23 protein-coding genes and 1 tRNA gene are annotated in these 26,296 nt (G+C 40.5%); 17 read left to right on the forward strand and 7 right to left on the reverse strand.

Annotation, left to right across the window (positions count from 1 at the left end):
• Positions 1-41 precede the first annotated feature (41 nt).
• Positions 42-1,421: an argininosuccinate lyase gene (gene argH / locus B9N78_RS02765; protein WP_085097962.1), complete on the forward strand. Its 1,380-nt coding sequence runs from the start codon at positions 42-44 to the stop codon at positions 1,419-1,421.
• Positions 1,422-1,482: 61 nt separating this feature from the next.
• Here the strand turns inward: argH and B9N78_RS02770 are convergent, their stop codons facing one another.
• Positions 1,483-1,896, reverse strand: a complete 414-nt coding sequence (locus tag B9N78_RS02770; protein WP_085097965.1) for a bacteriohemerythrin — start codon at positions 1,894-1,896, stop codon at positions 1,483-1,485.
• Positions 1,897-2,023: 127 nt separating this feature from the next.
• Positions 2,024-2,117: transfer RNA gene (locus B9N78_RS02775), tRNA-Sec, on the reverse strand.
• 193 nt (positions 2,118-2,310) lie between these two features.
• On the opposite strand from B9N78_RS02775, the gene ftsH reads away from it, so the two are divergent.
• From ftsH to priA, 8 genes are read left to right on the forward strand one after another with little or no spacing between them, the layout of a single operon-like run.
• Entirely contained in the window at positions 2,311-4,347 is a 2,037-nt protein-coding gene (ftsH, locus tag B9N78_RS02780; protein ID WP_085097968.1) for an ATP-dependent zinc metalloprotease FtsH, read from the forward strand.
• 13 nt (positions 4,348-4,360) lie between these two features.
• A complete protein-coding gene (gene folP / locus B9N78_RS02785; RefSeq protein ID WP_085097971.1) occupies positions 4,361-5,203 on the forward strand; it encodes a dihydropteroate synthase in 843 nt (280 codons plus the stop codon).
• Positions 5,203-5,949, forward strand: a complete 747-nt coding sequence (cdaA, locus tag B9N78_RS02790) for a diadenylate cyclase CdaA (RefSeq protein WP_085097974.1) — start codon at positions 5,203-5,205, stop codon at positions 5,947-5,949. The genes folP and cdaA overlap by 1 nt, the downstream gene beginning before the upstream one ends.
• Positions 5,950-5,995: 46 nt before the next feature.
• Complete coding sequence (locus tag B9N78_RS02795; RefSeq protein WP_245805445.1) at positions 5,996-6,874, forward strand: CdaR family protein; 879 nt, start codon at positions 5,996-5,998, stop codon at positions 6,872-6,874.
• Between the two features lie 32 nt (positions 6,875-6,906).
• On the forward strand, positions 6,907-8,256 hold the full coding sequence (gene glmM / locus B9N78_RS02800; RefSeq protein ID WP_085097979.1) for a phosphoglucosamine mutase: 1,350 nt from the start codon (positions 6,907-6,909) through the stop codon (positions 8,254-8,256).
• A 50-nt stretch (positions 8,257-8,306) separates the two neighbouring features.
• Positions 8,307-9,176: a UTP--glucose-1-phosphate uridylyltransferase GalU gene (galU, locus tag B9N78_RS02805; RefSeq protein ID WP_085097982.1), complete on the forward strand. Its 870-nt coding sequence runs from the start codon at positions 8,307-8,309 to the stop codon at positions 9,174-9,176.
• A complete protein-coding gene (locus B9N78_RS02810) occupies positions 9,167-9,931 on the forward strand; it encodes a hypothetical protein (RefSeq protein ID WP_085097985.1) in 765 nt (254 codons plus the stop codon). Before galU ends, B9N78_RS02810 begins: the two co-directional genes overlap by 10 nt.
• A gap of 11 nt (positions 9,932-9,942) precedes the next feature.
• Positions 9,943-12,285, forward strand: coding sequence for a replication restart helicase PriA (gene priA / locus B9N78_RS02815; RefSeq protein WP_085097988.1), 2,343 nt, complete (start codon positions 9,943-9,945; stop codon positions 12,283-12,285).
• On the opposite strand, the gene B9N78_RS02820 is transcribed toward priA, so the two are convergent.
• Together B9N78_RS02820 and B9N78_RS02825 are read right to left on the reverse strand one after the other, a co-directional pair.
• Complete coding sequence (locus B9N78_RS02820) at positions 12,282-13,352, reverse strand: STAS domain-containing protein (protein WP_137982475.1); 1,071 nt, start codon at positions 13,350-13,352, stop codon at positions 12,282-12,284. The two genes, priA and B9N78_RS02820, sit on opposite strands and share 4 nt — an antisense overlap.
• The gene (locus tag B9N78_RS02825; RefSeq protein WP_085097991.1) at positions 13,345-14,103 is read right to left on the reverse strand and encodes a Smr/MutS family protein; all 759 of its coding nucleotides are present in this window, start codon (positions 14,101-14,103) and stop codon (positions 13,345-13,347) included. Before B9N78_RS02825 ends, B9N78_RS02820 begins: the two co-directional genes overlap by 8 nt.
• A gap of 350 nt (positions 14,104-14,453) precedes the next feature.
• Here B9N78_RS02825 and B9N78_RS02830 point away from each other — a divergent pair, with 350 nt between their 5' ends.
• From B9N78_RS02830 to B9N78_RS02840, 3 genes are all read left to right on the forward strand, one after another.
• A complete protein-coding gene (locus B9N78_RS02830; RefSeq protein WP_085097994.1) occupies positions 14,454-15,215 on the forward strand; it encodes an ABC transporter ATP-binding protein in 762 nt (253 codons plus the stop codon).
• Between the two features lie 25 nt (positions 15,216-15,240).
• Complete coding sequence (locus B9N78_RS02835) at positions 15,241-16,401, forward strand: SufB/SufD family protein (RefSeq protein WP_085097997.1); 1,161 nt, start codon at positions 15,241-15,243, stop codon at positions 16,399-16,401.
• A 188-nt stretch (positions 16,402-16,589) separates the two neighbouring features.
• Positions 16,590-17,039 carry a metal-dependent hydrolase gene (locus B9N78_RS02840; protein ID WP_085098000.1) on the forward strand — a complete coding sequence of 150 codons (450 nt, stop codon included), beginning with the start codon at positions 16,590-16,592 and terminating at the stop codon, positions 17,037-17,039.
• Positions 17,040-17,056: 17 nt separating this feature from the next.
• On the opposite strand, the gene B9N78_RS02845 is transcribed toward B9N78_RS02840, so the two are convergent.
• Positions 17,057-18,148, reverse strand: coding sequence for a glycosyltransferase (locus tag B9N78_RS02845; protein WP_085098003.1), 1,092 nt, complete (start codon positions 18,146-18,148; stop codon positions 17,057-17,059).
• Positions 18,148-20,238, reverse strand: a complete 2,091-nt coding sequence (gene sucD / locus B9N78_RS02850) for a succinate--CoA ligase subunit alpha (RefSeq protein WP_085098006.1) — start codon at positions 20,236-20,238, stop codon at positions 18,148-18,150. The genes B9N78_RS02845 and sucD overlap by 1 nt, the downstream gene beginning before the upstream one ends.
• A gap of 327 nt (positions 20,239-20,565) precedes the next feature.
• Between sucD and B9N78_RS02855 the strand changes: the two genes are divergently transcribed.
• Both B9N78_RS02855 and B9N78_RS02860 read left to right on the forward strand, forming a co-directional pair.
• Positions 20,566-21,342, forward strand: coding sequence for a hypothetical protein (locus tag B9N78_RS02855; protein ID WP_085098009.1), 777 nt, complete (start codon positions 20,566-20,568; stop codon positions 21,340-21,342).
• A 15-nt stretch (positions 21,343-21,357) separates the two neighbouring features.
• Positions 21,358-21,852, forward strand: a complete 495-nt coding sequence (locus B9N78_RS02860) for a hypothetical protein (RefSeq protein ID WP_085098011.1) — start codon at positions 21,358-21,360, stop codon at positions 21,850-21,852.
• Between the two features lie 78 nt (positions 21,853-21,930).
• On the opposite strand, the gene B9N78_RS02865 is transcribed toward B9N78_RS02860, so the two are convergent.
• On the reverse strand, positions 21,931-23,082 hold the full coding sequence (locus tag B9N78_RS02865; protein ID WP_085098013.1) for a tRNA nucleotidyltransferase/poly(A) polymerase-related protein: 1,152 nt from the start codon (positions 23,080-23,082) through the stop codon (positions 21,931-21,933).
• A gap of 80 nt (positions 23,083-23,162) precedes the next feature.
• Between B9N78_RS02865 and B9N78_RS02870 the strand changes: the two genes are divergently transcribed.
• The 3 genes from B9N78_RS02870 to B9N78_RS02880 are packed head-to-tail and all read left to right on the forward strand — an operon-like array spanning position 23,163 to position 26,253.
• A complete protein-coding gene (locus tag B9N78_RS02870) occupies positions 23,163-23,852 on the forward strand; it encodes a TVP38/TMEM64 family protein (RefSeq protein WP_085098015.1) in 690 nt (229 codons plus the stop codon).
• Between the two features lie 25 nt (positions 23,853-23,877).
• Entirely contained in the window at positions 23,878-25,074 is a 1,197-nt protein-coding gene (locus B9N78_RS02875; protein WP_245805446.1) for a Crp/Fnr family transcriptional regulator, read from the forward strand.
• Positions 25,075-25,116: 42 nt separating this feature from the next.
• Positions 25,117-26,253, forward strand: coding sequence for a Crp/Fnr family transcriptional regulator (locus tag B9N78_RS02880; protein ID WP_085098018.1), 1,137 nt, complete (start codon positions 25,117-25,119; stop codon positions 26,251-26,253).
• Positions 26,254-26,296 lie beyond the last annotated feature (43 nt).

The raw sequence follows: 26,296 nt of genomic DNA on the forward strand, positions 1-26,296 counted from the left end.
TTTTACGTTTTAGTAAACATTGAGATAACGAGGTATTACTTATGGCTGAAGCAAAATTATGGGGTGGTAGATTTGCTCAAAAAACTGCTGCATCTGTAGAAGACTACACGCAGTCTGTAAGCTTTGATAAAAACCTTTATCATGAAGATATTGCAGGTTCCAAAGCGCATGCGCAAATGCTCGCAGAGCAGGGTGTATTGACAGAGCAGGAAGCCATGACTTTGGTCAAAGGTTTAGATACCGTTCTTGAAGAAATTGAGTCCGGCAAGTTTGAATGGAAAAAGGAGATGGAAGATCTCCACATGAATATTGAAAGCAGGCTTACTGAGATAGTAGGTGCTGTCGGCGGAAAGCTGCATACAGGGCGCAGTCGTAATGATCAGGTTGCTCTTGATTTTCGCCTGTATGTTGTCCACAGCTTAGAAGCCTGGAAAACCGCTCTTGAAAAATTGATTTTAGTTTTCACAAAAAAAGCTGAAGCTCATACCGATGTTCTTCTTCCGGGGTACACTCATTTACAGCCTGCGCAGCCTGTCAGTCTTGCTCATCACATGCTTGCTTACGCGTGGATGTTTAAAAGAGATCATAGCCGCGTGTGTGATTGCATAAAAAGAGCGAATGTCTGCCCGCTTGGCGCGGCCGCCCTTGCAGGAACAACTTATCCTTTGAAACCGGCCAGCTCTGCTGAAAAGCTCGGGATGAATGATACATTCCGTAACAGTTTAGATGCTGTTTCGGATCGTGATTTTGTTTTGGAAGCAATTTTTACTGGTAGCCTTGTTATGACTCACCTGAGCAGGATTTGCGAAGAGCTTATCATTTGGGCTAATCCGTGTTTCGGTTTTATAAAATTACCAGATGCTTTTTCTACCGGTTCATCCATTATGCCGCAAAAGAAAAATCCTGATGTTTGCGAGCTTATGCGTGGTAAAACTGGAAGAGTATATGGTGATTTAATGTCTCTTCTTACTACTGTGAAAGGTCTTCCACTGGCTTACAACAGAGATATGCAGGAAGATAAAGAACCTTTCTTTGATGCACATAAAACAGTCTATGCATCTGCTTCCATTATGGGTGATATGATGGAAGCAATGGGTTTTAATGCAGAAAATATGGAAAAAGCACTTAAAAAAGGTTTCTTGAATGCGACTGAACTTGCAGATTATCTTGTAGGTAAAGGCATTCCTTTCCGTGAAGCTCACCACATTACCGGATCAGCTGTTGCTTATGCTGAAAAGGCAGCAAAAGGTCTTGAGGATATGACTCTTGCGGAACTTAAGTCTTTTTCGGAAAAAATAGAAGACGACGTCTTTGAGGTTTTAGCATACGAGGCCGCAGTCAGGCGCAGAGTTTCCCCTGGTGGTACTGGACCTGAATCAGTTAGATCTCAGATTGCAGAATTAAAGAACTGGCTGAAATAATATTTGTACATGTTTATTACCAGCTGTAAAAAGCTCTATTAATGAAAGTGAATAGAGCTTTTTACATTTTCGCATCATCAATTTTTTGAGCAGCTTGGAAATCTATAACATCAGTTTCTTTAATGTGGTTGATAAGCCATTGCTCTAAAAATTCTATTATTTCAAGAGTTAGTTCTGCCTTTTCAAGCAGGCAATCAATTTTAAATTGTTCCATTTTTTCAGTGTATTCGCGATGTTGTTCAAGGTGTTTTGGGAAACTTTCTAAATTATACTTTTCAAGCAGTCGCTCTTCTGTTTCAAAATGATAAAGACTGTATAAAAAAAGCTCATCGAGAATTAAGTCAATTTCGCCTTTATTTGCTGAAGGTATTTGCGACCGGATTCTTTCGAGTAATTTAATGAAATTATTGTGCTGGCTGTCTACAAGTCCAAATCCGGTGCATAAAAATTTCCCATTAATACAGTTAGAAGCCATGAAGAATCTCCTCTTTTAAGGATATACGTGAAACAAAAAACATTTTTTATTAAATACATATTTATAAACTGACGGCAAGCGGATAATGATAAAGAGGCAGTGATATGCGGATAATGTTTGCGGTAAATGGCGGAAGTGTATAGGAGTCGAACCTACCGACGAGGGTTAGCCCGTCCACTGGATTTGAAGTCCAGGCGCCACACCGGTGACGAAACACTTCCGTTAATGAAGAAAATCAGCTACCAATTTTAATAGGTAAGGGCAAGCATTAATAATCTTTCTTATTCCACTTGCCTTTTTCGTAATTAGTCTTACTAATACTGACTGAAACTAAACTAAGAACTGATTTTGGTCCATAAGCTGACAGTCTGCATTTTGCAGAAATAAGCCGGACAAATATGAAGGAGATTAATTTTGAACAGTTTTGCCAAGAATCTCTTGGTCTGGGTAACCATTATGTTGGTGATGATTGTTTTATTCAATCTTTTTAACCAACCTGCCGCGCCTCAGCTCAAAGTTTCATATACTGATTTCCTTATGAAAGTTGATCAGGGAGAAATCTTACAGGTCAAGATTCAGGGACATAAAATAAGTGGAGTTCTGGTCGGAGATAAGAGGTTTGTAACTTACAGTCCAAATGATCCAACTCTTGTTCAGAAGCTGATCAATAATAAAATTGAAGTAGTTGCTGAGCCGGAAGAAGACTCTCCGTGGTATATGACTCTGTTTATTTCGTGGTTCCCGATGCTTCTATTAGTTGGTGTATGGATCTTTTTCATGCGTCAAATGCAAGGTGGAGGCGGCAGTGGAGGTCGTGGCGGAGCCATGTCTTTCGGTCGGTCCAAAGCTCGCATGCTTAATGAAGAAACTGCTAAGGTTACATTTCAAGATGTTGCCGGTGTTGATGAAGCTAAAGAAGAACTCTCTGAAATAGTTCAGTTTTTGAGTGAACCTAAAAAGTTTACCCGCCTTGGCGGTCGTATTCCTAAAGGCGTACTTCTTATCGGTTCTCCCGGAACAGGTAAAACTTTACTTGCACGGGCTGTTGCCGGTGAAGCAGGCGTACCTTTCTTTTCAATTTCCGGTTCGGATTTTGTTGAAATGTTTGTCGGTGTCGGTGCTTCACGTGTTCGCGATCTTTTTGCTCAGGGTAAAAAGAATGCACCTTGTTTGATTTTTATTGATGAAATCGATGCAGTAGGGCGTCAGCGCGGAGCAGGACTAGGCGGCGGACATGACGAACGTGAGCAGACTCTTAACCAGCTGCTTGTCGAAATGGATGGTTTTGAGTCTAACGAAGGTGTTATTCTTATTGCCGCGACAAACAGACCTGATGTTTTAGACCCTGCGTTGCTTAGACCCGGACGATTCGACAGACAGGTTGTTGTGCCGACTCCGGATGTAAGAGGGCGTGCTCATATCCTAAGTGTTCATACACGTAAGACTCCTCTTGCGGAAGAAGTTGACCTTGATGTTATCGCTCGCGGGACTCCCGGATTCTCCGGAGCAGATCTTGAGAACCTTGTTAACGAGGCTGCTCTTTACGCAGCGAAGAATAATCAAGATTACGTAAATATGATCGATTTTGAAGAAGCTAAAGATAAAGTCCTTATGGGTAGAGAACGTCGCAGTCTCATCATTAATGACAAAGAAAAAGAAACTACAGCTTACCATGAAGCAGGGCATGCTCTTATTGCCAAACTTCTTGTTGATACTGATCCTGTTCATAAAGTTACGATCATTCCTCGCGGTAGAGCTCTTGGTGTAACCCAGCAGCTTCCTGTTGATGACCGTCACAATTACTCTAAGAGATATCTTGAAGATACTCTGGTTATGCTGCTCGGCGGACGAGTCGCTGAGGAATTGATTCTTAATCAGATGACAACCGGAGCAAGCAACGATATTGAACGTGCTACCAAAATGGCGCGCAGTATGGTTTGCCAATGGGGTATGAGTGATAAACTCGGACCTATGACTTTTGGTGAAACTAATGATCAGGTCTTCTTAGGCAAGGAATTCGGTCACAGTAAGGACTTCAGTGAAGATACTTCACGCCTTATAGATTCCGAAGTAAGAAGAATTATAGATACCGCTCATGAACAGGCTAAGACGCTGCTCGGCGAAAATAAAGATTCGCTTCATAAGCTGGCAGCAGCATTGCTTGAACGTGAAACAATCTCTGGTGATGAGATTGATACACTTATTAATGGTGGAAAATTGCCTCCGCTTGAAAAAGTTACTTCGACTGCAAAACCTTCTACTGCTGCAAAGGCATATGCCTCTACTGCAAAAACAGGATACACTCCTGTTGAAGAAAAAGCAGAAGAAAATATAACTGATTCTGAAGAAGAAAAGAAAGATTTTTCTTTTGACGGGTCAATTGAAAGCGATGACTCAGAAAATAATTCCGCTGAAGTAGACTCTTCAGAGGATAAGAAAGACTCCAAATAGCCGGAAGAGATAAATGAACCGGACCTACACATGGACCATAGAAGGGGGCAGGGTATTAGGCCCTGCCCCTTTTTTTATTGCTGGAATTGTAAATGTCACTCCTGATTCTTTTTATGACGGAGGCAAAAACTATGACCATCAAAATGCTATTGCTAATGGACGGATGCTCGCTGCCAAAGGGGCGGATATTTTAGATGTAGGCGGAGAAAGCACTAGACCTTTTTCGGAGCCGGTTTCTGTTGAAGATGAATTAAATCGTGTTATCCCTGTAATTAAAGAGCTCGCCAGAGATTATATTGTTTCAGTGGATACTGTAAAATCGCAGGTTGCCCTTGCAGCAATCGAAGCTGGTGCGTCAATAATAAATGATGTTTCAGCTTTTAGTTTTGATCCAGCTTTGCTTGAAATTGTAGCGGACAGAAAGCCCGGTTATGTGTTAATGCATAGTCAGGGGACCCCTGAAAAGATGCAGTTATCTCCGCAGTATGACGATGTTATGGAAGATCTTTTATCTTTTTTTAAAAAAAGTCTTGAGAAACTCCTAAAAGCTGGCTTACCAGAGCAAAACATAGTAATTGACCCAGGCATAGGGTTTGGTAAGACTCTTGAACATAATTTTGAGATATTAAAAAATATTGATCAGCTGATGAATTTAGGTTTTCCAGTTTACATGGGGCTTTCAAACAAGTCTTTATGGGGAAAGTTACTGGGGCTTGAATCTGATAAGCGTCAAAATGCAACTCAGGCCGCTACGGCAGTACTTGCAGCTCGCGGAGTTCCTATTCACAGGGTTCATGAAGTTGAGTTGACCTGTCAGACTTTAAAGGTTGTGAAGGCTATAACCGAGGGCCGTTAATGTTTGGATTTTTAGGATTTCAGATCTCATGGAAGGAATTGCTTGATATAGCACTCGTTGCAGTGGTCTATTTCTATGTGATTCTTTTAGTGCGTGGAACTCGTGCTGCTGCAATCATCTGGGGTCTTCTGGTTATATTACTCGTCTATTACATATCTGATGTTTTCGGTCTTTATACCTTAAACTGGCTGCTCACTAATTTTCTTAGCTCCATTTTTCTTATCATTGTTATTTTATTCCAGCGAGATATTCGTAAAGGTCTGGCGCAGATGGGCGCCGGCCGTCTCTGGCATAAAAATGATTTTAAAATTGCAGTCATTGATGAGATCTGTTCAGCCATGGACTCCATGGCACGTCGTAAAATAGGCGCGTTAGTGGTAATCCAAAAGAATGTGCCTTTGGGTGATATCATTGAAAAAGGCGTCGAAATAGATTCTAAAATAACAAAACAGATTCTCATAAATATTTTTTGGCCCGATACTCCGCTCCATGACGGGGCTGTTATCATCAGCTCAAACAGGATTGTTGCCGCATCATGCATTTTGCCGCTGGCACAGGTTTCTACTCAGCAGAGTTCCATCGGCACAAGGCATAGAGCTGCTCTCGGGATAAGTGAAGAGACAGACGTTGTTGTAATCATTGTTTCCGAGGAACGAGGCACTATTTCTGTCGCAATAGGTGGTAAACTTACCACAAGTCTGGATATTGTCAGGCTTAAACGTGTACTCAAAAACACTTTGAGTTAGTATTATGGTAAACACGCGCTGGAAAATAGCCATTTTGGCATTATTAATGTCTATTTTGACATGGTACTTGGTCACAGGGCGTGATCTGGTAGAAACTTGGGTCGAATTTCCGCTGGAAATAGTTAATCCTCCTCAAGGGATGATTATACGCAGCGGTATGATTTCCAAAGTTTCTGCGCGAGTCAGGGGACCAAAAGGTTTAATCCGCAATTTAGATACTAAAAAAACGGCTTATTCACTTGATACCAGCAGCTTAACTGTCGGCATTAATCCGATTGCGATTTCTGCTGATAAACTTTCACTCGGCAGTGCGTTAGAAGTCGTAGAAGTTAACCCGTCGGTTATCAAGCTTGATGTTGATATGTATGTTAAAAAGCAGGTTGAGGTAATCCCTACGTGGAAAGGAGAGCTTGACCGCGATTACACACTTGAAAATAAAGTGGCTGATCCTGCTGAAATCACTTTACGCGGGCCGGCATCTATTCTTAAAAAGATCACTCAAGTGCGCACGCAGACTATAACGCTTGATTCTGATACTCCCCAGAATTGGAAGGGGGATGTTCCGCTGGAACTTCCTGATGAAGTTGACGCAACGCCCGGCACTGTATCCGTTTCTTTGGATTTTGCGGTGAGAAATGCAAAAATGTGGGTCAAGGTTCCGCTATATATACTTGGACCGGAAGAAGTAGAATTTACTGCCAGCCAGAATTTTGTCAGACTTTATGTGGAAGGGCCGAAACCTTTCTTCAGAAAGAGCGGCTTTCGAAATGAAATTACTGCATCTATAGATATTAATGGAACTATTCCAGTCGGTAAAAACACTGTACCTTACGATGTAAGTGTACCATCAGGGTGCATAGTAACTAAAAAGAACCCTGAAGAAATAACTGTAACAATATCGAGACAGAATCCAAACGGTCATTAGTATATGATGTTGTCTGTCTTGGGAGATTTTGGATGAGTAAACGTTTATTCGGAACTGACGGCCTGAGAGGTCAGGTTAATATATTCCCTATGACTCCTGATATAGCTTTGAAACTTGGCCTTGCGTGTGGGCATTTCTTTAGAAACGGCAATCAGCGTCACAAAGTAATTATCGGTAAAGACACAAGGCTTTCAGGGTATGTTTTTGAATCAGCTTTGACGGCAGGGCTTTGTGCGATGGGTATGGATGTTTTTCAGGTAGGGCCGATGCCTACTCCTGCAATATCTTTTCTGACCCGCAATATGCGCGCAGATTTGGGCATCGTTATATCTGCTTCCCACAATCCGTTTATGGATAACGGTATTAAGCTTTTTGATAAACATGGTTTTAAATTACCTGATGAACTCGAAGATCAGATATCTGAAATGGTACTTTCGAGTAGTCCGCAATGGGCTTATCCGCAGTCTGAAAAAGTTGGCAGAGCTTTTAAAATTGATGATGCCAGAGGACGATATATTGTATATTTGAAATACAGTTTTCCGCAGGAGATGACTCTTAAAGGCGTTAAACTTGTTCTAGACTGCGCCAATGGTGCTACATACAGCCTCGGTCAAATGTTTGAAGAACTCGGCGCTGAAGTCGTCACTATTGGTAATAAACCTAACGGTCTTAATATTAATGATAAATGCGGATCACTTTATCCGGAAATAGTCGGGCAAAGAGTTGTAGAAGAAAGTGCCGATATCGGACTTGCTCTTGATGGTGACGGCGATCGGTTGATTGTTGTCGATGAAAAAGGACAGATTCTGGATGGTGATCAGCTGATGGCTATGTGCGCTGCGGATCTGCTTGAACGGGGAAAGCTTCCTAAAAATATGCTCGTTGCAACTGTTATGAGCAATATGGCTCTTGAAAATTTTATGAAAGAGCATGGCGGAACGCTTCTTAGAACTCCGGTCGGTGACCGCTATGTTATGGAAGCGATGCGGCGCGAGGGAGCAATGCTCGGCGGCGAACAGTCCGGTCATCTTATTTTCAGAGAATACAGTACAACCGGTGACGGACTACTTGCCGCGCTTCAGTTATTACGTATACTTTGCGAAAAGAACAGACCGTTATCTGAACTTTCAAGGCAATTGAAATTATATCCGCAAGCTTTAATAAATGTACATGTTAAGCGTAAGATTCCTTTTGAAGATGTGCCTGCTGTACAAAAAGCGTTGAAAAAAGTTGAAGAAGATCTTGGAGATAAAGGGCGCGTTCTGCTCAGGTACTCTGGTACTGAGCCTGTCGCCAGAGTTATGGTTGAAGCCGAAGACAGTTCCAAAGTAGAGCTTTACACTGCTGAACTTGCAGAAATCTTGGAAAAGCATTTACGTTAAATAATGATTCAGTGTGAAAGAACGCTGAATATATTCAAGGAGTCCGATCAATGGTCATCAAAAAAGTTATTGTTCCGGTTGCTGGTTGGGGTACAAGATCATTGCCTGCCACTAAAAATATTCCGAAGGAAATGCTTCCTATTTTTAAAAAACCAGTAATACAGCATGTTGTTGAAGAAGCTATGACCAGTGGGCTTACAGATGTTGTTTTCATTACCAACCAGAATAAAAAAATTATCGAAGATCATTTTGATTATAACTTGAATCTTGAAGATGTGCTTAAACGAGCCGGTAAAGATGATATTTTAGAAGAAGTCAGAAAAGTAGCTGAAATGGTCAATATCATTTCAGTTCGGCAGAAAAAACAGCTCGGTCTCGGCCATGCTGTTCTGTGTGCTAAAGAAGTATGCAAGAATGATCCTTTTGCCGTAATGGTCGGTGACGACCTTATGTTCGGTGGTGAACCTGGCATCAAACAGCTTATTGATGCGGCAAGAACCGAAAATATGGCTGTTGTCGGGGTCATTGAAGTTCCTGAAAACAAGGTTAATCGTTACGGAATTATTCAGGGCGAAGAGTTTGCGCCAGGTAGGTACAGGGTGCGCAGTCTTGTTGAAAAACCAGCTATAGGTACGGCTCCTTCCAGACTGGCAATAGTCGGACGATATGTCTTGCTGCCGGAGATTTTTGACCATCTTGAAAATCTTGAACCCGGTGTCGGCGGAGAAATTCAGCTTACTGATGCTTTGCAGTGTCTTGCTCAGGATAACAAGCTTCTTGCTGTAAAACTTCGCGGGCAAAGATTTGACGCCGGTGACTGGGTTGATTATCTTACAGCCAATATTTATTTTGCTCTTCAGGATGAAGAGCTGCGTGATGACTTGGTAAAGAGATTGAGGGAGCTTTTGTCTTGTTCGTAAAAAATAAATCCATTTCAATGCTTATAATGGTCCTTGCCGTAAGTCTGCTTTGGTGCAGATCGGCAAGGGCTTTTTTCCCTTCTGATATAGCTATAGATGATACATTGATCCAGAAATATGGTGCGTTAACATCTTATGAAGCTGTTATCACTTTTCCATCTGAACCAGGGACAGTGCTAACTATTACTCGCGGGGATAATCATTGGCAGCAGACTTTTACATGTAATTCTGTAACGAATGGAACTTCAACTGCAAAGTCTGTCGGGCAACATTTTAAGACCTTCGCTCAATGTCCGGTTAATGGAGATTTGCCGGTTTCGTTGCTACAGTTTTGGATTCCGGATAATCCGACAAGTGAGTGGAAAAGTCTCGGGGTCAGTAATTCTACCCGGAGCTTCGGTTTCACCGATGAGGACATGCCCTCATTTGTTTACGGCGCAGAGCAGGGCGATGATTCTTCGCCGCAAATATGGCTTGATAATGAAAATTTTGCTCCCATAAAAATTGTACTAAGTTCATCAAATGTAATTACTTTTGGATCTTATATGAAATTTGCCGGATTTATGCTTCCTCATTCAGGAACTATAAAATCTGGTGAAGATACAGTTGAATTTAAAATTGAATGGCGCGGGATCAGACAAAAGACATCTCCGTTATTTTTTTCAGAATCTGCTATTAAAAAGGAATCAGGTTGCGTTGAACCTAATGGTTTTGTTTTCAGTATTTTGAAAAGTTGTCTCAGCCTTAAACATTAGTCGGAAACAAAATGCCTATACTCTGGCAGGCCTGCCTCGCCAGCCCTCCTTATTCTATCTATACTTATTCAGCCCCTGCTGACCTTCCTGATCTTCAGGAAGGTCAGCGTGTGCTTGTTCCGCTCGGCAAATCAATCCGAGTTGCTTTTTTAATCGAAACTCAGCCGGAACCACCACAGAATATTGAGTTAAAATCGATAATCTGGCCTCTTGAAAAGAAGCCGCTTCTAAATGTAACGCATTTTCATTTATACAGAAATATTGCTTCCAGACAGTTGCAACCGCTTGGTAAAGTTCTGGAAAATGTTGTACCCAAGCGATTTAGAAGTGCTAAACTATCGTTTAAAATAGCTGATAAAGATTTTCCAACACGTTTGAAAGGTGTTGATCTCGCACGCATGTCGTTTAATTCAAGAATGCAACTTGTTCACATTTATAATGAAGACAGGATGAATGTTTGCTTGCCCACGGCTATTGAAAAGGAAGAATATGTAAGTTTGACGGCTGATCCTCCGTGGCCTGTTCGGCCTAATGCAGCGCGTCAGTTGCAGATTTTAGAATATATCTATGAAAACGGTCCTCGCGAAAAAGGTTTTTTGAAAATAGTGATGGGCGATTGGACGACCGGGGTTATTAATAAGTTACAGTCGGATTTACTTTTGAGAGTAGGGCCGCCTCCTGCCGAAGAATTGGACCCGTCCGAGAAATGTACGGTCAGCTCCGATGATTGGGATTTTGTTCCTACAGAGCAGCAGGAATCTGCTATAGTCGAAATAGAATCTGCACTTGACAGTGATAAGATGGAAGTAAAACTGCTGCATGGAATTACCGGCAGCGGAAAGACTCTTGTATATATGACAGCTGCCCGTAAATGTATGGAGCAAGGCCGTTCTGCGGTAATCCTTGTGCCTGAAATAGCTCTTGCATATTCTCTGTGGAACAGTATTTGCCCACTTTTTCCAGATTCAGAAAAATATTTATATCATGGCTATCAGACTCCGGTGCGCAAGGAAGCTATTTTCCGAGCCGTTTCATCCTCGAATAATCCTGTTTTAATAATCGGAACACGGTCTGCGCTTTTTTTGCCGATTCAAAATCCGGGTTTGTTTATTGTGGATGAAGAGCACGACGAATCATATAAACAAGAAGAACGTCTTCCTTATCAGGCTAAAGAAGTAGCGTATTTTCTAGCTCAGAAAACAAACAGTTTATTAATTTTAGGTTCCGCAACACCTGATTTAAAGACTTTTTATGCAGCACAGCAAGGAGCTTTCAGCATGATCTCTATGGAGAATCGTGTCGGGAAAAGCATGCTGCCGGAAGTGCGGATAGTTGATACAAGCAAGATAAAAAATCCTGAACAGCCATTTGCTTTTGAGACTGAGGACAGGCTGAAAGAAGTCATTGCACGAGGCGAACAGGCTGTTATTATGCTGAATCGCCGTGGTTTTTCGCCATTGATTTATTGCACTGACTGCGAAGAGCCGATTAAATGTCCGCACTGTAATGTCAGCATGACATATCATAAAGGCAGAGAACGGCTGATTTGCCATTATTGCGGAAATGCACATTCTTTTCCGCTTCCTTGTCCTATGTGCGGCGGCAGCCATTTGCTTCCGCTCGGCGGCGGCACGGAAAGACTGGAGGAGCAAGTTGCAAAGGCGTTGCCTTCTGAAACAAAAATTTTACGTATGGACAGGGACAGTACCCGCAGACAGGAAAGGCTGGAGGAGATTCTTAAAAGTTTCGCCAGAGGAGACGCTCAGGTTCTTGTTGGGACGCAAATGTTATCAAAGGGGCATAACTTCCCCGGAGTTACCCTTGTTGTTGTCTCTGAAGGCGACTTGGGGCTCAATCTTCCTGACTACAGGTCTGCGGAGCGGACATTCCAGTTGTTGGTTCAGGTTTCAGGCAGGGCAGGCAGAGGAGATAAACCAGGTGAGGTTATTATTCAAACCAGAAACCCGGAAAATCCGATCTGGAGTTCTGTTACTTCCGCAGATTATAAAACTTTTTTTGAACATGAAATTGAGAAGAGACGTAAATTCAAATATCCGCCGTTTACTAAATTAGCACTGATCAGAATCAGTTATCCTCTCAGCTGGGATGGAGATGAACTGTGTACTCCTTTTTTCAAGCAGATAAGAGAATCTGCCATGAAAATAGGGCTGATGGCTCTGGGACCTGTTCCGGCGCCGCTTTCTCAGCTTAGAGGGCGCAAACGGTTTAATTGCCTGATTAAATCTGGAGATTGGGTTAAAACCCGTGATTTATATGCTGAAATGATGAGGAGTAATCCGGATGCAAAAAATATACGAATTACTCTCGATCTTGATCCGGTTAATATGCTTTAGTTCTGGTCATTAATATCTATAGTATCAATGTCCATGTTCTCAATGTCCATGTCATCAGCTATTCCGGGTATGTTATCAAAAAATGAAGCTATTCCGGATTGATGAAAAAGAGTCAGGGCTTCTGGAGAGATTTCTCGAATAAAAAACTTTTTCCCTGCGTTTTTAAACAGGCGATGCAGATAAAATATTTCTTCTAATCCTTTAATGGAAACTGCCGTAGTGCTTGATAAATCAAGCTCAAGATTCTTACCTGTTCTAAATACTTTTTTACCAATTCTTCTAAGATCTGAAACGACTCTGGAACTTAAAACTCCTGAAACTCTGATTACAGATTGTTCGGATTTGTCATCATAGCTGACGGAACTTTGGATTGAATTTGCACATGATTCAGTCATGTGCCTCAGTAAACAGGTTTCTTGGCGGGCTAGAATTAATGGTGAAATTATATTTCTGATTCTATCACTCAGTGTGGATCTTGTTTCGTCTTTCGGAGTGCAGATCAGTAAACAATTTGGAATGTTTTTATGAATTTCAGGGATATATGTTCTTAAATTGTCAGGAGATGCGGATATTAAGATAATATCAGGTTTTGAACTGACGGCACTTGAGATTATTGAATCTTTATGTTTTTCATCTAAGCAGTCTGAAATTTTAAAATTGGTAAATAAATCCCACGATAAAGGCACATACCCGTCGCGAACAAGTATATCCGTTTTTAGCGCGGTGCTGGAAACATGAAGCAGCCTAAATCCGTAATGAGCGCAAATCAGAGCAATTTGTTCAGGGAATTCAAAGTATTCTATGGGCATTTTTATTGTCTGCCCAAGTTTTTCGGCTAATCCGATTATATTTGAATCAGCAGCAATAAATATGTCTGTTTCGTTCAGCCTGTTAAGTGGATTTCGGCCGTACTCCAAAATCCACGGAAAGGAAGCTGCAAAAATAAAATGTTTTTTTCCGGACGCAGCAAGTTCGCCCACTGCAACTAAAAGTTCATGGAAGTCCAAACTGTCAAATGGGATTCCAAAAGCAATCCTGATTTGACTGGATTCAATGAAGTTATTCATCCCAATTGATTCCTTTATCCCACTTTACCTTTCCTTTAATCTTTTTTTGCCTGCGCAACAGAATGTAGATAGCTCCGGAACCTCCGTCTTTAGGTTGCGCCGTGCAAAAAGCTAAAACAACTCTCCGGAAAGGGTCACGCGTAAGCCAGTCGTAAATTTCTCTCTTTAAAATGGGGAAACCGCCTGGAGAATTTTTGCCCTTACCGGTAACTGCAAGCAAACACCTGTGGTCTTGGAGAAATGATTCTCTGATGAAAAACATGAGGTTATCGAAAGCCTGTTCGGCCGTCATGCCATGAAGATCTATGTGAGCCTCATAGCTGTATGCACCTGATTTCAGTTTTTGATATATTTTTGAATCAATTCCGCAAACATGTCCGAACATGAATTCATCTGAATATTCCAGATCAAAATCAATATTTCCTGAAATCAGATTGCTTAAATGTTCATTGTCTGTATCTTCAGAGCAGGGGACAGGTACTTCAGGCTTAACACGTTTAACTTTAACAGTTGAGTTGTCCATTTTTTTAACACCTGCCATGGCATTCAAAAAGGCCATCTCTTCTTCAATAGGAGCATCTTCCTGCGAATTGTTATCTTCCAGTTTAACCTGTTCTTTTTTTTTATTTAATGATTCAAGAACTTTCTGAACAGATTTTGGCATTTTGGGGTCAGTTTTTATATTTTTATTGTTATCTTTAAACTTCATAGACTTTAAGTCTGTAAACGATTTCATTCTTTTATCAGCCATATTGTTTCTCCTGAAAAATAGAAGATGTAAACTAGTCATAATTTAAGCTTAAGTAAATCAATCTATGTCTAAAATATAAGTTTTTGTTAGTTGTCTGCTTGACATTTTCATTCTCGTGTACATTTTTTGTAAGCTACGAATCAAATCTGGAAACTTTTTAATTATGTTTTACATCTTTCCAGTGTGATAAATATTCCTTTTAAATATAATTTTCCAGTTTATTCTTATTGTGAAAAAAATGCTTTTTAATTCTGGACTTGAAAAGTTTAATTTATTAGCTCTTGAAAGCGTTTTTAATTTAACTAAATGATAATGCTTTTGACATATCGCTTGTAAAGTGAGGGAACTCAATGCTTAAGATAGAAGACTTGCACGTCAAGATTGGCGACAAGACGGTCATCAACGGCCTGGACTTACATATAAAAGAAGGGGAAACCTTTATTCTTTTTGGACCTAACGGATCTGGTAAGACCTCTTTATTAATGACTCTTATGGGTTTTAGTAATTATAAAGTAACTTCCGGTAAAATTATTTTTAAGGGCAAAGATATTACATACGCCCCTATTTATGAACGCGCCCGCCTTGGAGTCGGCATGTCTTTCCAGCGTCCGCCTACCATTCACGGTCTTAAAACCAGACATTTAGTTAAAATGTGTGGAAACGGTTCGAATGTTGATGTTGAAATGCTTGCCGAAAAAGTGAATATGCAGACTTTTCTTGATCGTGATATCAACGCCGGTTTTTCCGGTGGTGAAATTAAAAGATCAGAGCTGCTTCAACTGATGGCTCAGAACCCTGATATGCTTCTTTTCGATGAACCTGAATCCGGTGTCGATCTTGAAAACATGCACCTTATCGGTAAAATGGTCCGCACCCTCCTTGACGGCGAAATACAGCCTGCTGTGGATCTCAGCATGAAAGAACAGAAAGCAAGAAGTCCTAGATCATGTGGACTTATCATCACGCATACAGGGCATATTCTCGACTATATTAACGCTGACCGTGGACAGGTCCTTTACAACGGGCACCTCTGCTGTGAAGCCAGACCTCGCGACATTCTGGAACATATTCGTCAATATGGTTATCAAGAATGCGTTAAATGCTTGAAGTAGAAGCATAAACTCCACGGAGAAAATTATGAAAAAAGTTGATCTCAATTTATATAAATTTAGTGGCCTTGAGCATGCTGCTGTAGCTGATCTTTCAACTTTAAATGCGGAAGATAAAGAACAGTTGCTTATGGCCGGTGTCGATGTTGATTCAGCAGAAACCAGCGGAACTTTTTTGCAGGTTGACCATTCCAACGTTCATTGCGGTTCTACCGACAAAGACGTTGAAGTTATGGACATCAAAAAAGCACTGGAGAAATATGACGGCCTTCCTGAATATTATTTCAAGCTGATTGATAAAGATAAAGATGAATTTACAAAATCAGCTGCTGAGAATCTTCATGGCGGTTACTTTGTACGCACTAAAAAGGGCGCAAAAGTTAAAGCTCCTGTTCAGTCGTGTCTGTTTCTTAAAGCAGAGCAGTCAGGCCAGAATATTCACAACATAATTATTGTCGAAGAAGATTCAGAGCTTCAAATTATTACCGGTTGCGCCGCCGCACATAGTACCTCTATGGGGGCACATTTCGGTATCACTGAAATTTACGTTAAGAAGAACGCTAAGATTACTTTTACAATGGTTCATAACTGGGGTGAAAATGTAGTAGTTCGCCCTAGAACTGTAGGCGTAGTTGAAGAAGGCGGAGTTCTTCTTAACAACTATGTTCTGCTTAAAAAAGTTAAAGACCTGCAATCCTACCCTACTATTTACCTCAACGGTGAAGGGGCTGTTGCCCGTTTCAACTCTGTTTTGGTTGCCCCTGAAGGTTCGCATATCGATTCCGGAACCCGTATTATTCAGAATGCTCCGAACACAAGAGGCGAGATTATTTCCCGCACCATAACTACCGGTGGTAAAATTATTGCCCGTGGTCATATTCAGGGAAACTGTGCTCCGGCACGCGGGCATCTTGAGTGTCAGGGCTTACTTCTAGGCGGCGGGATTATCCACGCTGTTCCAGAGCTTGAAGCGACTGTAGAAGGCGTTGAGCTCTCACATGAAGCTGCTGTAGGTAAAATTGCTCAAGAAGAGATTGAGTACTTGATGGCGCGCGGAATGGATGAGGACGAAGCGACTTCTACAATTGTTCGCGGATTCCTGAACGTTGATGATATGAAATTGCCTAAAAAGCTTCAGATTGAAATAGATAAGCAGATTGCAGAGCTTGATTCGAACAACGCTATGTAATTTTTAGAGTTAAACAGTTTTATCAAAGTGCCTTTCCATATGGAAGGGCACTTTTTTTATTGGGTCTTATCAAAGCTTAATGTCTGATAACAGCTGTAATGGACAAGATTACAACTTTTCCATATAAGCAATCTTTCATTGTTATAACAGCTTATAATTATTGATAAGTAAAATTTTTAGGAATTAAGATGCCAGGATACAGAGTACATATTAGCGGATCTATCGTTGCCGGATTGCTGGTCCTTTTACTGCTGGTTAATATCGGAATGTATATTGTCGAACCGCAGCAGGTGGCTGTCCTGACAGTGCTGTGTGTGCTTGGTGCACTTTTCCCCGATATTGATACGGATTCAAAAGGTAAACGGGTTTTCTATTCAGGGATGTTGCTGCTTTCGCTTGCACTTATCTACTTCAAAGAATTCCAGTGGGCAGCATATCTTGGAATTTTAGCAATGCTTCCGGGGATAAGTGCGCATCGCGGATGGACGCACACTTGGTGGGCAATGTTGTTAGTTCCAATGCCTATGCTGGTGCTGCCATACTATATTTACGGGCAACCGTTTCCGACTTTACTGCCTTATTATGTGGCTTTTGTGACTGGTTATTTTTCGCATTTACTGCTTGATCGAGAGTTATAATTAAATTTTTCACAGTATTATTCTTCAATCAGATCAATTAATTTTCCTAAAACAAGCGGCGTATTGAATTTGTTTAAGACTCTTTCTCTACCAGCTTTACCCATTTGATTGCGTAATTCTTTATTTAAAATGAGTTTTTCAAGAGCTTCAGCCAGCTGTAATGAATTTTCAGACGGCACTAAAATTCCAGTTATTTCGTTTTTAACTACTTCCGGATTTGAACTTATTTCAAATCCGACAACGGGTTTTTCAAGGGTCATTGCTTCAACAAGAGCATAACCGAATCCCTCCCATAGCGATGGCAGGCAGAAAATATCCTGTGACATGTAAAATGATTTCATATCCTTAACAAAGCCTATAAAATCGACCACATCAGTTACGCCATGCTTTGCTGAATATTCTTTCAGTTCCTCTTCCATTTCGCCTTTTCCGGCGATCAGTATACGGAAATTAAGACCTTTCTTTTTTAAAATTTCGGCTGCTTCAATCAGGTGTTTTTGTCCTTTTTGAGCTGTCAGTCTTGCCGCATTTCCGATAATTATTTCATCTCCGGATTTAGAGTAAAGTGGGTCACTTGATTGCTTATCAAATTCAGCAACGTCAAACCCGTTATGAATTAATCTGATTTTTGATTCGTCAATAAGGTTCTTGTTGGCGGCAAGTACCGTGCGTTTGGTTTCAAGAGAATTTACTATTAAACGGTCAACAACCTTTGAGTATATAATTCTGTTGAGGAAACTGTTTTTAACCGGAACAGCAATGCCGCGACGATAGATAACCTTGGAAACTCCGGCACACTTGGCAGCAAAACCGCCGCTTTTAATGTCTGACGGCAGGGCGGTAATGACCGTTTTGATGTCATTTTGCTGAAAAAAATATTTAAGACGCCGCATTATGGCTGGATTTAAAAACGAAAGATTGCCGATTGATTCACTGTGAAGAGTTATTCCAGGCTCGTTTTCCAATCGTTTCTTTAGTTCTGAGTCGTGATTCGTGACCACAAAAACTCGGTATCCTTTATCACGCAGGAGCAGGGAAAAATGATGATTCCATTTTTCCCCGCCGCCCCACGCTTTATTACTATTAAAAAAACAAACGTTTTGATTCACTATAATTTAATTCCGAGAGCGTCCGCTGTGAGCTGTGGGATAGATTCAAGACTTGGGCAGACGGTGAAGCCTGCGGAACGCATTTTTTCGAGTTTGCCTTGAACTCCGGTTCCTTCCTGCAAAATAGCACCTGCATGGCCGAGACGTTTTCCGGGAGGTGCTGTCTGCCCAGCAATAAAGGAAAGCACGGGTTTGTCAAATCCTGTTTTAATTACATAGTCAGCAAGATCCTGCTCCGCGGTTCCGCCGATTTCGCCTAGAACCATTACAGCCTTGGTTTCATCGTGGTTACGCAGCATTTCAAACATATCCGCAAAAGTGGTCCCGATATATGAATCACCGCCGATTCCTACACTGAGCGATTGTCCGATACCTACCTGATTTAAGCGGTCTGCAACTTCATATGTAAGGGTTCCGCTTCGGGACAGGACAGCTACAGGTCCGGGTGAAAATGGAGTTGTCGGCAATATCCCTATTTTGGTTTGTCCGGGAACGATCAGTCCGGGAGTGTTGGGACCGACTACTCGAGTTTTCCCGCCCTTAATCTGTTCAAGTACGTTCAGCATGGAGCTTTGGACAATGCCTTCCGTAATGCACACAACCCACGGTATTTCGCATGACGCAGCTTCCAGAATTGCATCCGCAGCCAGCTTGGGAGGTACAAAAATAATGCTTGCACCTATTTCGTGATGCAGCTGAGCCTCTTTAATACTGTTGTAAACAGGCACTCCTAAAACTTCCTGACCGCCTTTAAACGGTGTTACTCCGGCAACAATGTTGCTGCCGTATTCGAGCATAAGGCGTGTATGAAGGCGTCCTTCATGTCCTGTTATGCCTTGTACCAGTATAGGAGTGTCTTTATTTATTTCAAAGAAGCTGGAGGATTTGTATCCAACGTCTTTAATTGTCACTTCAGGCATTGCCGAAATGGGAGGTGCAAATGTAATTTTTTGGGCATTTGTAGGTTTTAGCGATCTAAGTGTTTCGATAGCTTCATGCATGTTGCGAGCGCGGTGCAGTTTGTCACTGTTGATATCTTTAAGTATTTTAAGACCTTTTTCCGCGCTGTTCCCGGACATACGTACTACAATCGGTTTTTCCGGCTCCTTTCCACCAAGGGCGGCAACTAGAGCCTTGGCAACAAGTTCACAGGAAAGTATTCCGCCGAACAGGTTTATAAAAATAGCTCCAACCTGTTTGTCATTAAAAAGCAGATCTAAGGCTGTTTCAATACGTTTCTGATCCGCAGCCCCGCCAAGGTCAAGGAAGTTGGCGGCAGGCAGGTCTGAGAAGTTGAGAGCGTCCATTGAAGCCATCGCCAGACCTGCTCCGTTGGCAATAAGTCCGACCCATCCTTTCAGTGAAACAAAACTCATTCCGGCGTCACGCGCCATATTTTCTTCGCGGGTTGAATGTTCCGGCTGGTAAAAACGTTCAAAAGCAGGGTTGATATCAACAATGTTATCATCCATTTCAATTTTACCATCAAGGGCGAGTAGTTTACCGTATCCTGTTAATGCCAGCGGATTGATCTCTGCTAGCAATAGTCCGTAATCAATCATTGTTTTATATAAATTTGTAACTATTAAGCTGAAATCGGCAAACAGTTCTCTGGCAATCCCGATGTGAAAGAATGCGGCCCTGATCTGGTTGGGATGTAATCCTCCGGGTAAGCCTATTTCTTGGACCAGAAGATTTTCGGGTCCCATGTTTTCTATTTCAACACCGCCTTCACGTCCGACAGTCATCATAACTTTGCGGCGTTGTCTTGAAAGGGTGAGCGAAAGGTAAAATTCCTGCCGAATATCAATTGCAGGCTCTGCTCTGAGAAAAGGAACTTTGTTACCTTTAATTTCCATAGATAGAATCTGACGCGCAATTGTTTCATATTCTTCTTTGGATTCAATTTTTTTAATCCCGCCGGCTTTTCCACGCCCTCCCACCGGGACTTGTGCTTTTAAAATCCAAGGCAGAGGAAAGTATGGTTCTAAATCAGGTAAATCTTTTGTGGTTATTTTAACTCCTGTTGGAACAGGAATTCCGGCGGCCTCTTTTAGCAGTGTCTTGCTGAGATGTTCATTAAGCAGCATTTACCCTCCAGCACGGCTACAGTTATAACTTTAAGAGTCAATTTAGATTACTAGTCTCGAGTCAAAGATATTAAATCAGCATAAGTCTGTTTCAGAACACTAAATTTACTAGAATATCAATATGTTTGTCAGAAAATAAGTTTCTGACGAGACTAATGATAATAGCGTATAATGCAAATATATGGCACTCTCAAGTTCAAAAGATAAATACTATTCTGTTTTTTTCTGCCGGAAGGGTATTGATCATTATTCTAAGCAGGTTAAAGTGGAAATCAAATAAGTAAACTGTAGCTTAATTATATTGATAAGATAATTAAGGATTAAAAAATGGCAGATTTTAAAGATTTATCTAATGCTCTAGCAGATGAAGTTTTAAATGATATTGCAGACACCTTTTTTAGTGCAAGAAAGGATATTGATGATTCTTTGGAGTATTTAGATACCTTGTCAAAGCAACTTTTAGAAAAAGTTGATGGAATATTCAAGTCATGCGCTTTGCTTCAAAAGGTTTGTCTTGGAGAAGACGGATATAAAAAATTTTGGGAACTGGCTGAAATTAACCGGAATATTTTTAAATTTCCCAAGCAGACTGAATGTTCTCGTTTTGAGGATACGCCGACTTTTTCGCTGACAAGTAAAAGTGAGTATACTAAATGGGTTAGTCTTGCTTATCACCAGCTTGCTTCGCGCATAGAAGTCTATATGAATGGAGTTTTTACCGATGATGGATCTCATCATGGTCGTAAAATGAGGTCTGTAAATTTTATGGATTTTAATCTTTTTGCAGAAGAGGTTAACCGCAAAATTGATAAAGTTAACAACAATACCTCTCCTTCAAATGTGCTTAAATTCGCCAAGTCGCTTGATCATGAAGCTGTAGAAAAAGAAAAAATTGCAGGATGTGTAGGTCCTGAATGTGCCGTTATAGACGGTCAGATGGCTTTTAAGCCGATTAATATTGGAGGGTTTGGTTTACCGGATTTTCCAGAATTGCCAAACGATGACGCTAGTCTTTCTTTTCTTAGTGACTTTTGCGCCAAGATGTATGCAGAGAATAAAATTCAAGTGAAAGAGTTGTTAAAAGAATTGCGGGAAAGTCTTTAATTCAGGAGCCTTCAGATGAAAAAAGTGTTTGTATTATTTATTTTTGTTCTGACTGTATGGAGCTTTTCTATATCGGCTGTTGCTGCTCAGGAAATGGCTGTTCCGGATGCAGAATCAAAGCCTGCTCCCGTGAGTGATAATACGAAAGACATTAATAAAAATGACGGATTAGCTGTAGTTGTTGAACATTTTGGAGATGATGAGTTAGGCGGTACTCTTGCTTTAAAGTTAAAGGAAAACTTTAGGAAATCTGTCTTGTTCAGATTAGCTGATAAAAAACAAAAATCCGTTCGAATCAGAGTTGTTTCCCGCAGTGAGTTTAATGAAAGACCGGAAATAGGTTCAATTTATTCGGTTGTATGGACTTTTGCAGAAAGTGAGGATGTGGTTCCGTTTTACCTTGATGAGCGTATTGGAACCGTTAATGTTACAAGCGTTGATACCACTGCTGCAAAACTTATGAACATAACTGATGAAATCACAACTCGATATAAATTTTTGTTTGAATAGTTTTGCTGCCATGTTGCTTTGAAACAGCTTTCGTTTTGAATAACGAAAGCTGTTTTTTAATATGGTAACATATTAAATTTAAGATCTATTTTCTTTAATTAACTTGTGAGCACGCATCTCCCTAAGTTTCTCTCCAGATTTTTTCCCTAAATTCCTATCGTTTTCAGGTAGGGATATTTTTAATATTTCAGTTAAATCTGTCATTGCATTTGTCATTATGTCTTCATTTTTATCGGCGCGGCAAAGATTTCTCATATTTTCTACCAAATCATTTTTGTGCAGCTCTATAAGCAAGTCTACTTTTGTTCCCGGGCGAAGTTGATTATATTTTCCAGCTTTCATATGCAGCGCAGCCGCTACTTCTCCTGCCTTTATAAACTTATTCGGAAGGAGCAACCTTGTACCAAGAGCTGATGCCAGCTTAATACCTTTTTTCTCATGTCCATGGTGCGCCGGCAACAGGTCTGACGGGGTTAAAATTTTTCCCAGATCATGACACATAGCCATCCAGCAGGTGAGTGGATTGCCGGAAGTTTTGTCCATTAATTCTGCAGTATGGCCCAGCACAGACTTATCGTGAAATTCCGGTGGTCCGGCAACGATTTTATCTGCGGTTTTGAACTCTGTGAACCAAGGTTCAAAGCAATTTGTTTCTTGAAGCGTTTTTAAAAAATTACCAGGTTTGTCGCTTTTTAAAGCTTTAAGCAGCTCAACTCCGATTCTGTCAGGAGCAATCGTTTCCAGCCAGCCTTTTGCAGAAGCTTCGCGCATTTTGTTTATCAAATCAGGGTGCGCTGTAAATTCCGGAAATCTGGCAAGAAAGGTGGCGGCGCGGAAAACCCGTAACGGGTCAACTTTAAATGTTTCTGAAAATGCCGGTCGCAGGGTTTTAGAGGCTAAATCTTCGAGTCCGTTCGGGTGAACATACAGTTCCCCCTCAGCGTCAAGAGCAAAGCTGTTTATAGTGAAGTCTCTCGCGGCAAGATCTAGATCTATAGTTTCATCAACAGTTTGTCCGGTTACTCTTGGAAAGGAAAATTCAAAACCTTTTTGAAAAAAAACTTCATATGATTTGCCAACAGGTTTCGCATATGGAAATTGTTTTTTAAACTGATCAACTGAACCGGACGCAACCAGAAAGTCAAAGTCATGCGGTTTTTTCCCGAGCAGCAGGTCGCGAACTGCTCCGCCGACCATCAAAATTGACACTGGTTTATTTTTATTTTTCATATTGTTACTGAATCTATTCTATGCATGATAAAAGATTAAGAAAACTTGCCAAAATCTCAAGAGATGATATCTTATAATAAATGAAAAATAAAATATTAGTACTTATATTGTTGGCGGCTGGAATAATTCTATTTTTTGCCTTTGATCTTGATAGATTTCTTACCTTGAACTATTTAAAGAACTCAAGACAGGAATTCCAAGCATTTTATGATTTGCATCCATTCAGTTCTGTCTTCGGATTTTTTTTAATTTATGTTGCTATTGTCGGTCTTAACTTGCCAGGAGCTGCGATACTGGGCCTTGCCGGAGGAGCTCTTTTCGGTTTTACCACCGGCGTGATAACCATTTCGTTTGCAAGCTCTCTCGGAGCAACAATTGCCTGTTTTTTCTCGCGATATTTATTTAGAGACTATGTGCAACGGAGGTTTGGAGATAAGCTGGAGAAAGTCAACAACGGAATTAAGAACGAAGGTGCATTCTATTTATTCACAATGCGCCTTATTCCGGCTATTCCTTTCGTTGTTATCAATCTGGTTATGGGGCTTACTCCTATAAGGCTTCGAACTTTTTACTGGGTCTCTCAGGTAGGAATGTTACCCGGAACAATGGTTTTTGTTAATGCCGGAAAAGAGCTTGGAAAAATTACTTCTGTATCTGATATAGTTCAGCCGAGCTTAATAATTTCTTTTATGGTCTTAGGATTTTTTCCACTTTTTGTCCGTAAAGCAGTTAGTTTTGTAAGAGCAAGAAATACTGATAAAACTGCATAATTTGAATAAGGATTTTTATTAAATTATGGCCAGATCTCCTTTAACGTCAATGACGACTAAGACATCTCCTACGATTAAAAATTACCATAAAGGTAAGATTATTTTCCATGAAGGGCAGGAAAGTAACGTTGCTTACATGATTAAATCCGGTTCAGTTAATGTTTTCAAAAATATAGATAATAAAAAAACGGTCTTAATGACTCTTAACCGTGGTGATATTTTTGGAGAAATGTCGCTTTTAGCGCATGAAAAACGTTCTGCCAGTGCTGAAGCCGCAAGTTACTGTGAATTAGTTCCGTTGACAAAAGAGATTATGAACAGGCTGCTTGAAGCATCGCCTGTAACTGTAAGAAAAATTGTAGAACTTCTGGCCGCGCGGGTTTTAAGGGTAGATACTGAAGCCGTTACAGTTGATGAAGGTGGGCCGTTTCTCTCTCTGGCTACTATTTTAGATCTTGCATACAAAGATTATGCGTACACTCCAAGAGACAAGAAACGTGAAATAGAAAATTATGATATGGGGCTGTCTGTAAAATCATTTACCGAAACAGTAAAAAGTTTTGCAGTCTTTTCCGCCATTGAAATAGATTCATTTCTTCAAACAATTTTTAAGCTTAGATTGATTGATATTAAGTCAAAGTCGAAATGTCATAAAATTGCTTTTACTGAAAAATATATCAATATTCCTGATTGTAAGGAGTTTATGCCTTCTCTTAGAAGGTTGTATTCAGAAGTGAAGGAGATTGGAGCTGAAGTTGAATATCGAATGAATTTTATGACTTTCAGTGACCTTGCGGTTAGAACCGGGAGTCGACCTGAAGTTATCTACAACAAAGTGATGAAAGAAGATTTTCCAGAAAACCTGTTCTTTTTTAATAGGGCTAAAGCTTTAAAATGGAGTCAGGATAAGGAACCTGATTTTTTTAAAAAATTTAAGCGGCCCAAAAAAGCCTTGAGTGAAATTGAAAATGTTAATGATTTAATTTTTATTGATAATCCTACACTGCAACAGGCGTTGAAGTCTTTTGATTACCATAGAATCTCTATTCTATATTCTGCGGCTGACGAGCAGAATAAAGCTAAAATTTTATATAATATTAATAAAAAACAAGCGTCTGTACTTCAGTCAGAACCTCCACCCGTTCGGAATGTCAACGATTTAGATGTATTGGAATGTTCAGACGAAGTAATAGATCTAAGTAAAAAAATGAAAGGGTTATAGCTTGATGATGCCAAGAGAAATCTTTGTTTACGGAGTTGCAGAGTGAACTCTTTTAAACCGGAGTCAATAACGTTTTCTAAAGGTGACCTTATTTTCAGTGAAGGGGATATGGGCAGCGTTGCATATATGATCACCAAAGGAACTGTTAATATTGTTAAGCAGATTCACGGAATTAATAATGTTCTGGCTACGCTTGGCCCCGGGGAAATATTTGGAGAAATGGCTATAATTTCGAAGAATCCCAGAGTTGCAGGGGCGGAAGCCGAAACCAGTTGTACACTTATGGTTTTAACGGCTAAGCTTATTTTAACTTTGCTTAAAAAGAGTCATCCTACAGTATTTCACCTTACACGGGTGCTGGCTGCAAGGCTTGCTACTGCTAATAAGAATATAACTGAAAACAGAAGCGGTAACATCTGGATGACCATGTGCCGGCTTCTTGATCTCAAATACAGAATATTTACAAACTCTCCAGATCCTGACAAAGATTTTGGTGTTAATTACAAAGAATTTTGCTCTGAACTTACCACTATTATTAACATTTCAGAGTCTGAAGTGGAAAGGATGATTACTGCCGCGTGTTCTTTCAATCTTATAAAAAAAAGCAAGATGGTAAGCAGGGTTTATCTTTCAATTATTGATCCGGAGCATTTTTTGGAAGTTTCTGAAACTTTATCTAATGATGTTAATAGATTCGTTGGAAATAATTGTTATAGCGAATACGTGGATATTCAGGATTTTTCTGATATGTTTGATTCACTTCCGGAGCTGATCTATAAAAAAATCGGCGTTGGCGATTTCCCTGAAGATATTTGTGTTTTACACAAAGGTGCTACTGTTAAGTGGGCTGAAAAGAAAGGTGATGATTATTTTCAGGAAAACAAGAGAAAGCGCAAGTCCATTGAAGAGTTGGAGGGTGTTAACGATATTGTTTTTGTTGACATAGGCACTTTGAAACAGGTTTTCAGTAGACTTGGATATTATAAGCTTGGAATTCTACTCACAATTGCAGAGGAAGACGGCAGAGACAGAATCCTAGCAACTATTTCTGAAAAAATTGCAAATGCAATTACCAAAGAATCAAAAGGGTTAGATGCGATTGATCAGAATGAAGCCGATGAAGTTGAAGAAGAATTACTTGAGATAATTAGAGAGATTAAATCTGGCAATAGGGAATAAGTTGGTATTGATCAAACCTTCTCTATAGTAAGTTAAAAACAAC

The sequence above is a fragment of the Desulfovibrio gilichinskyi genome, assembly GCF_900177375.1.
Taxonomy (GTDB): domain Bacteria; phylum Desulfobacterota; class Desulfovibrionia; order Desulfovibrionales; family Desulfovibrionaceae; genus Maridesulfovibrio; species Maridesulfovibrio gilichinskyi.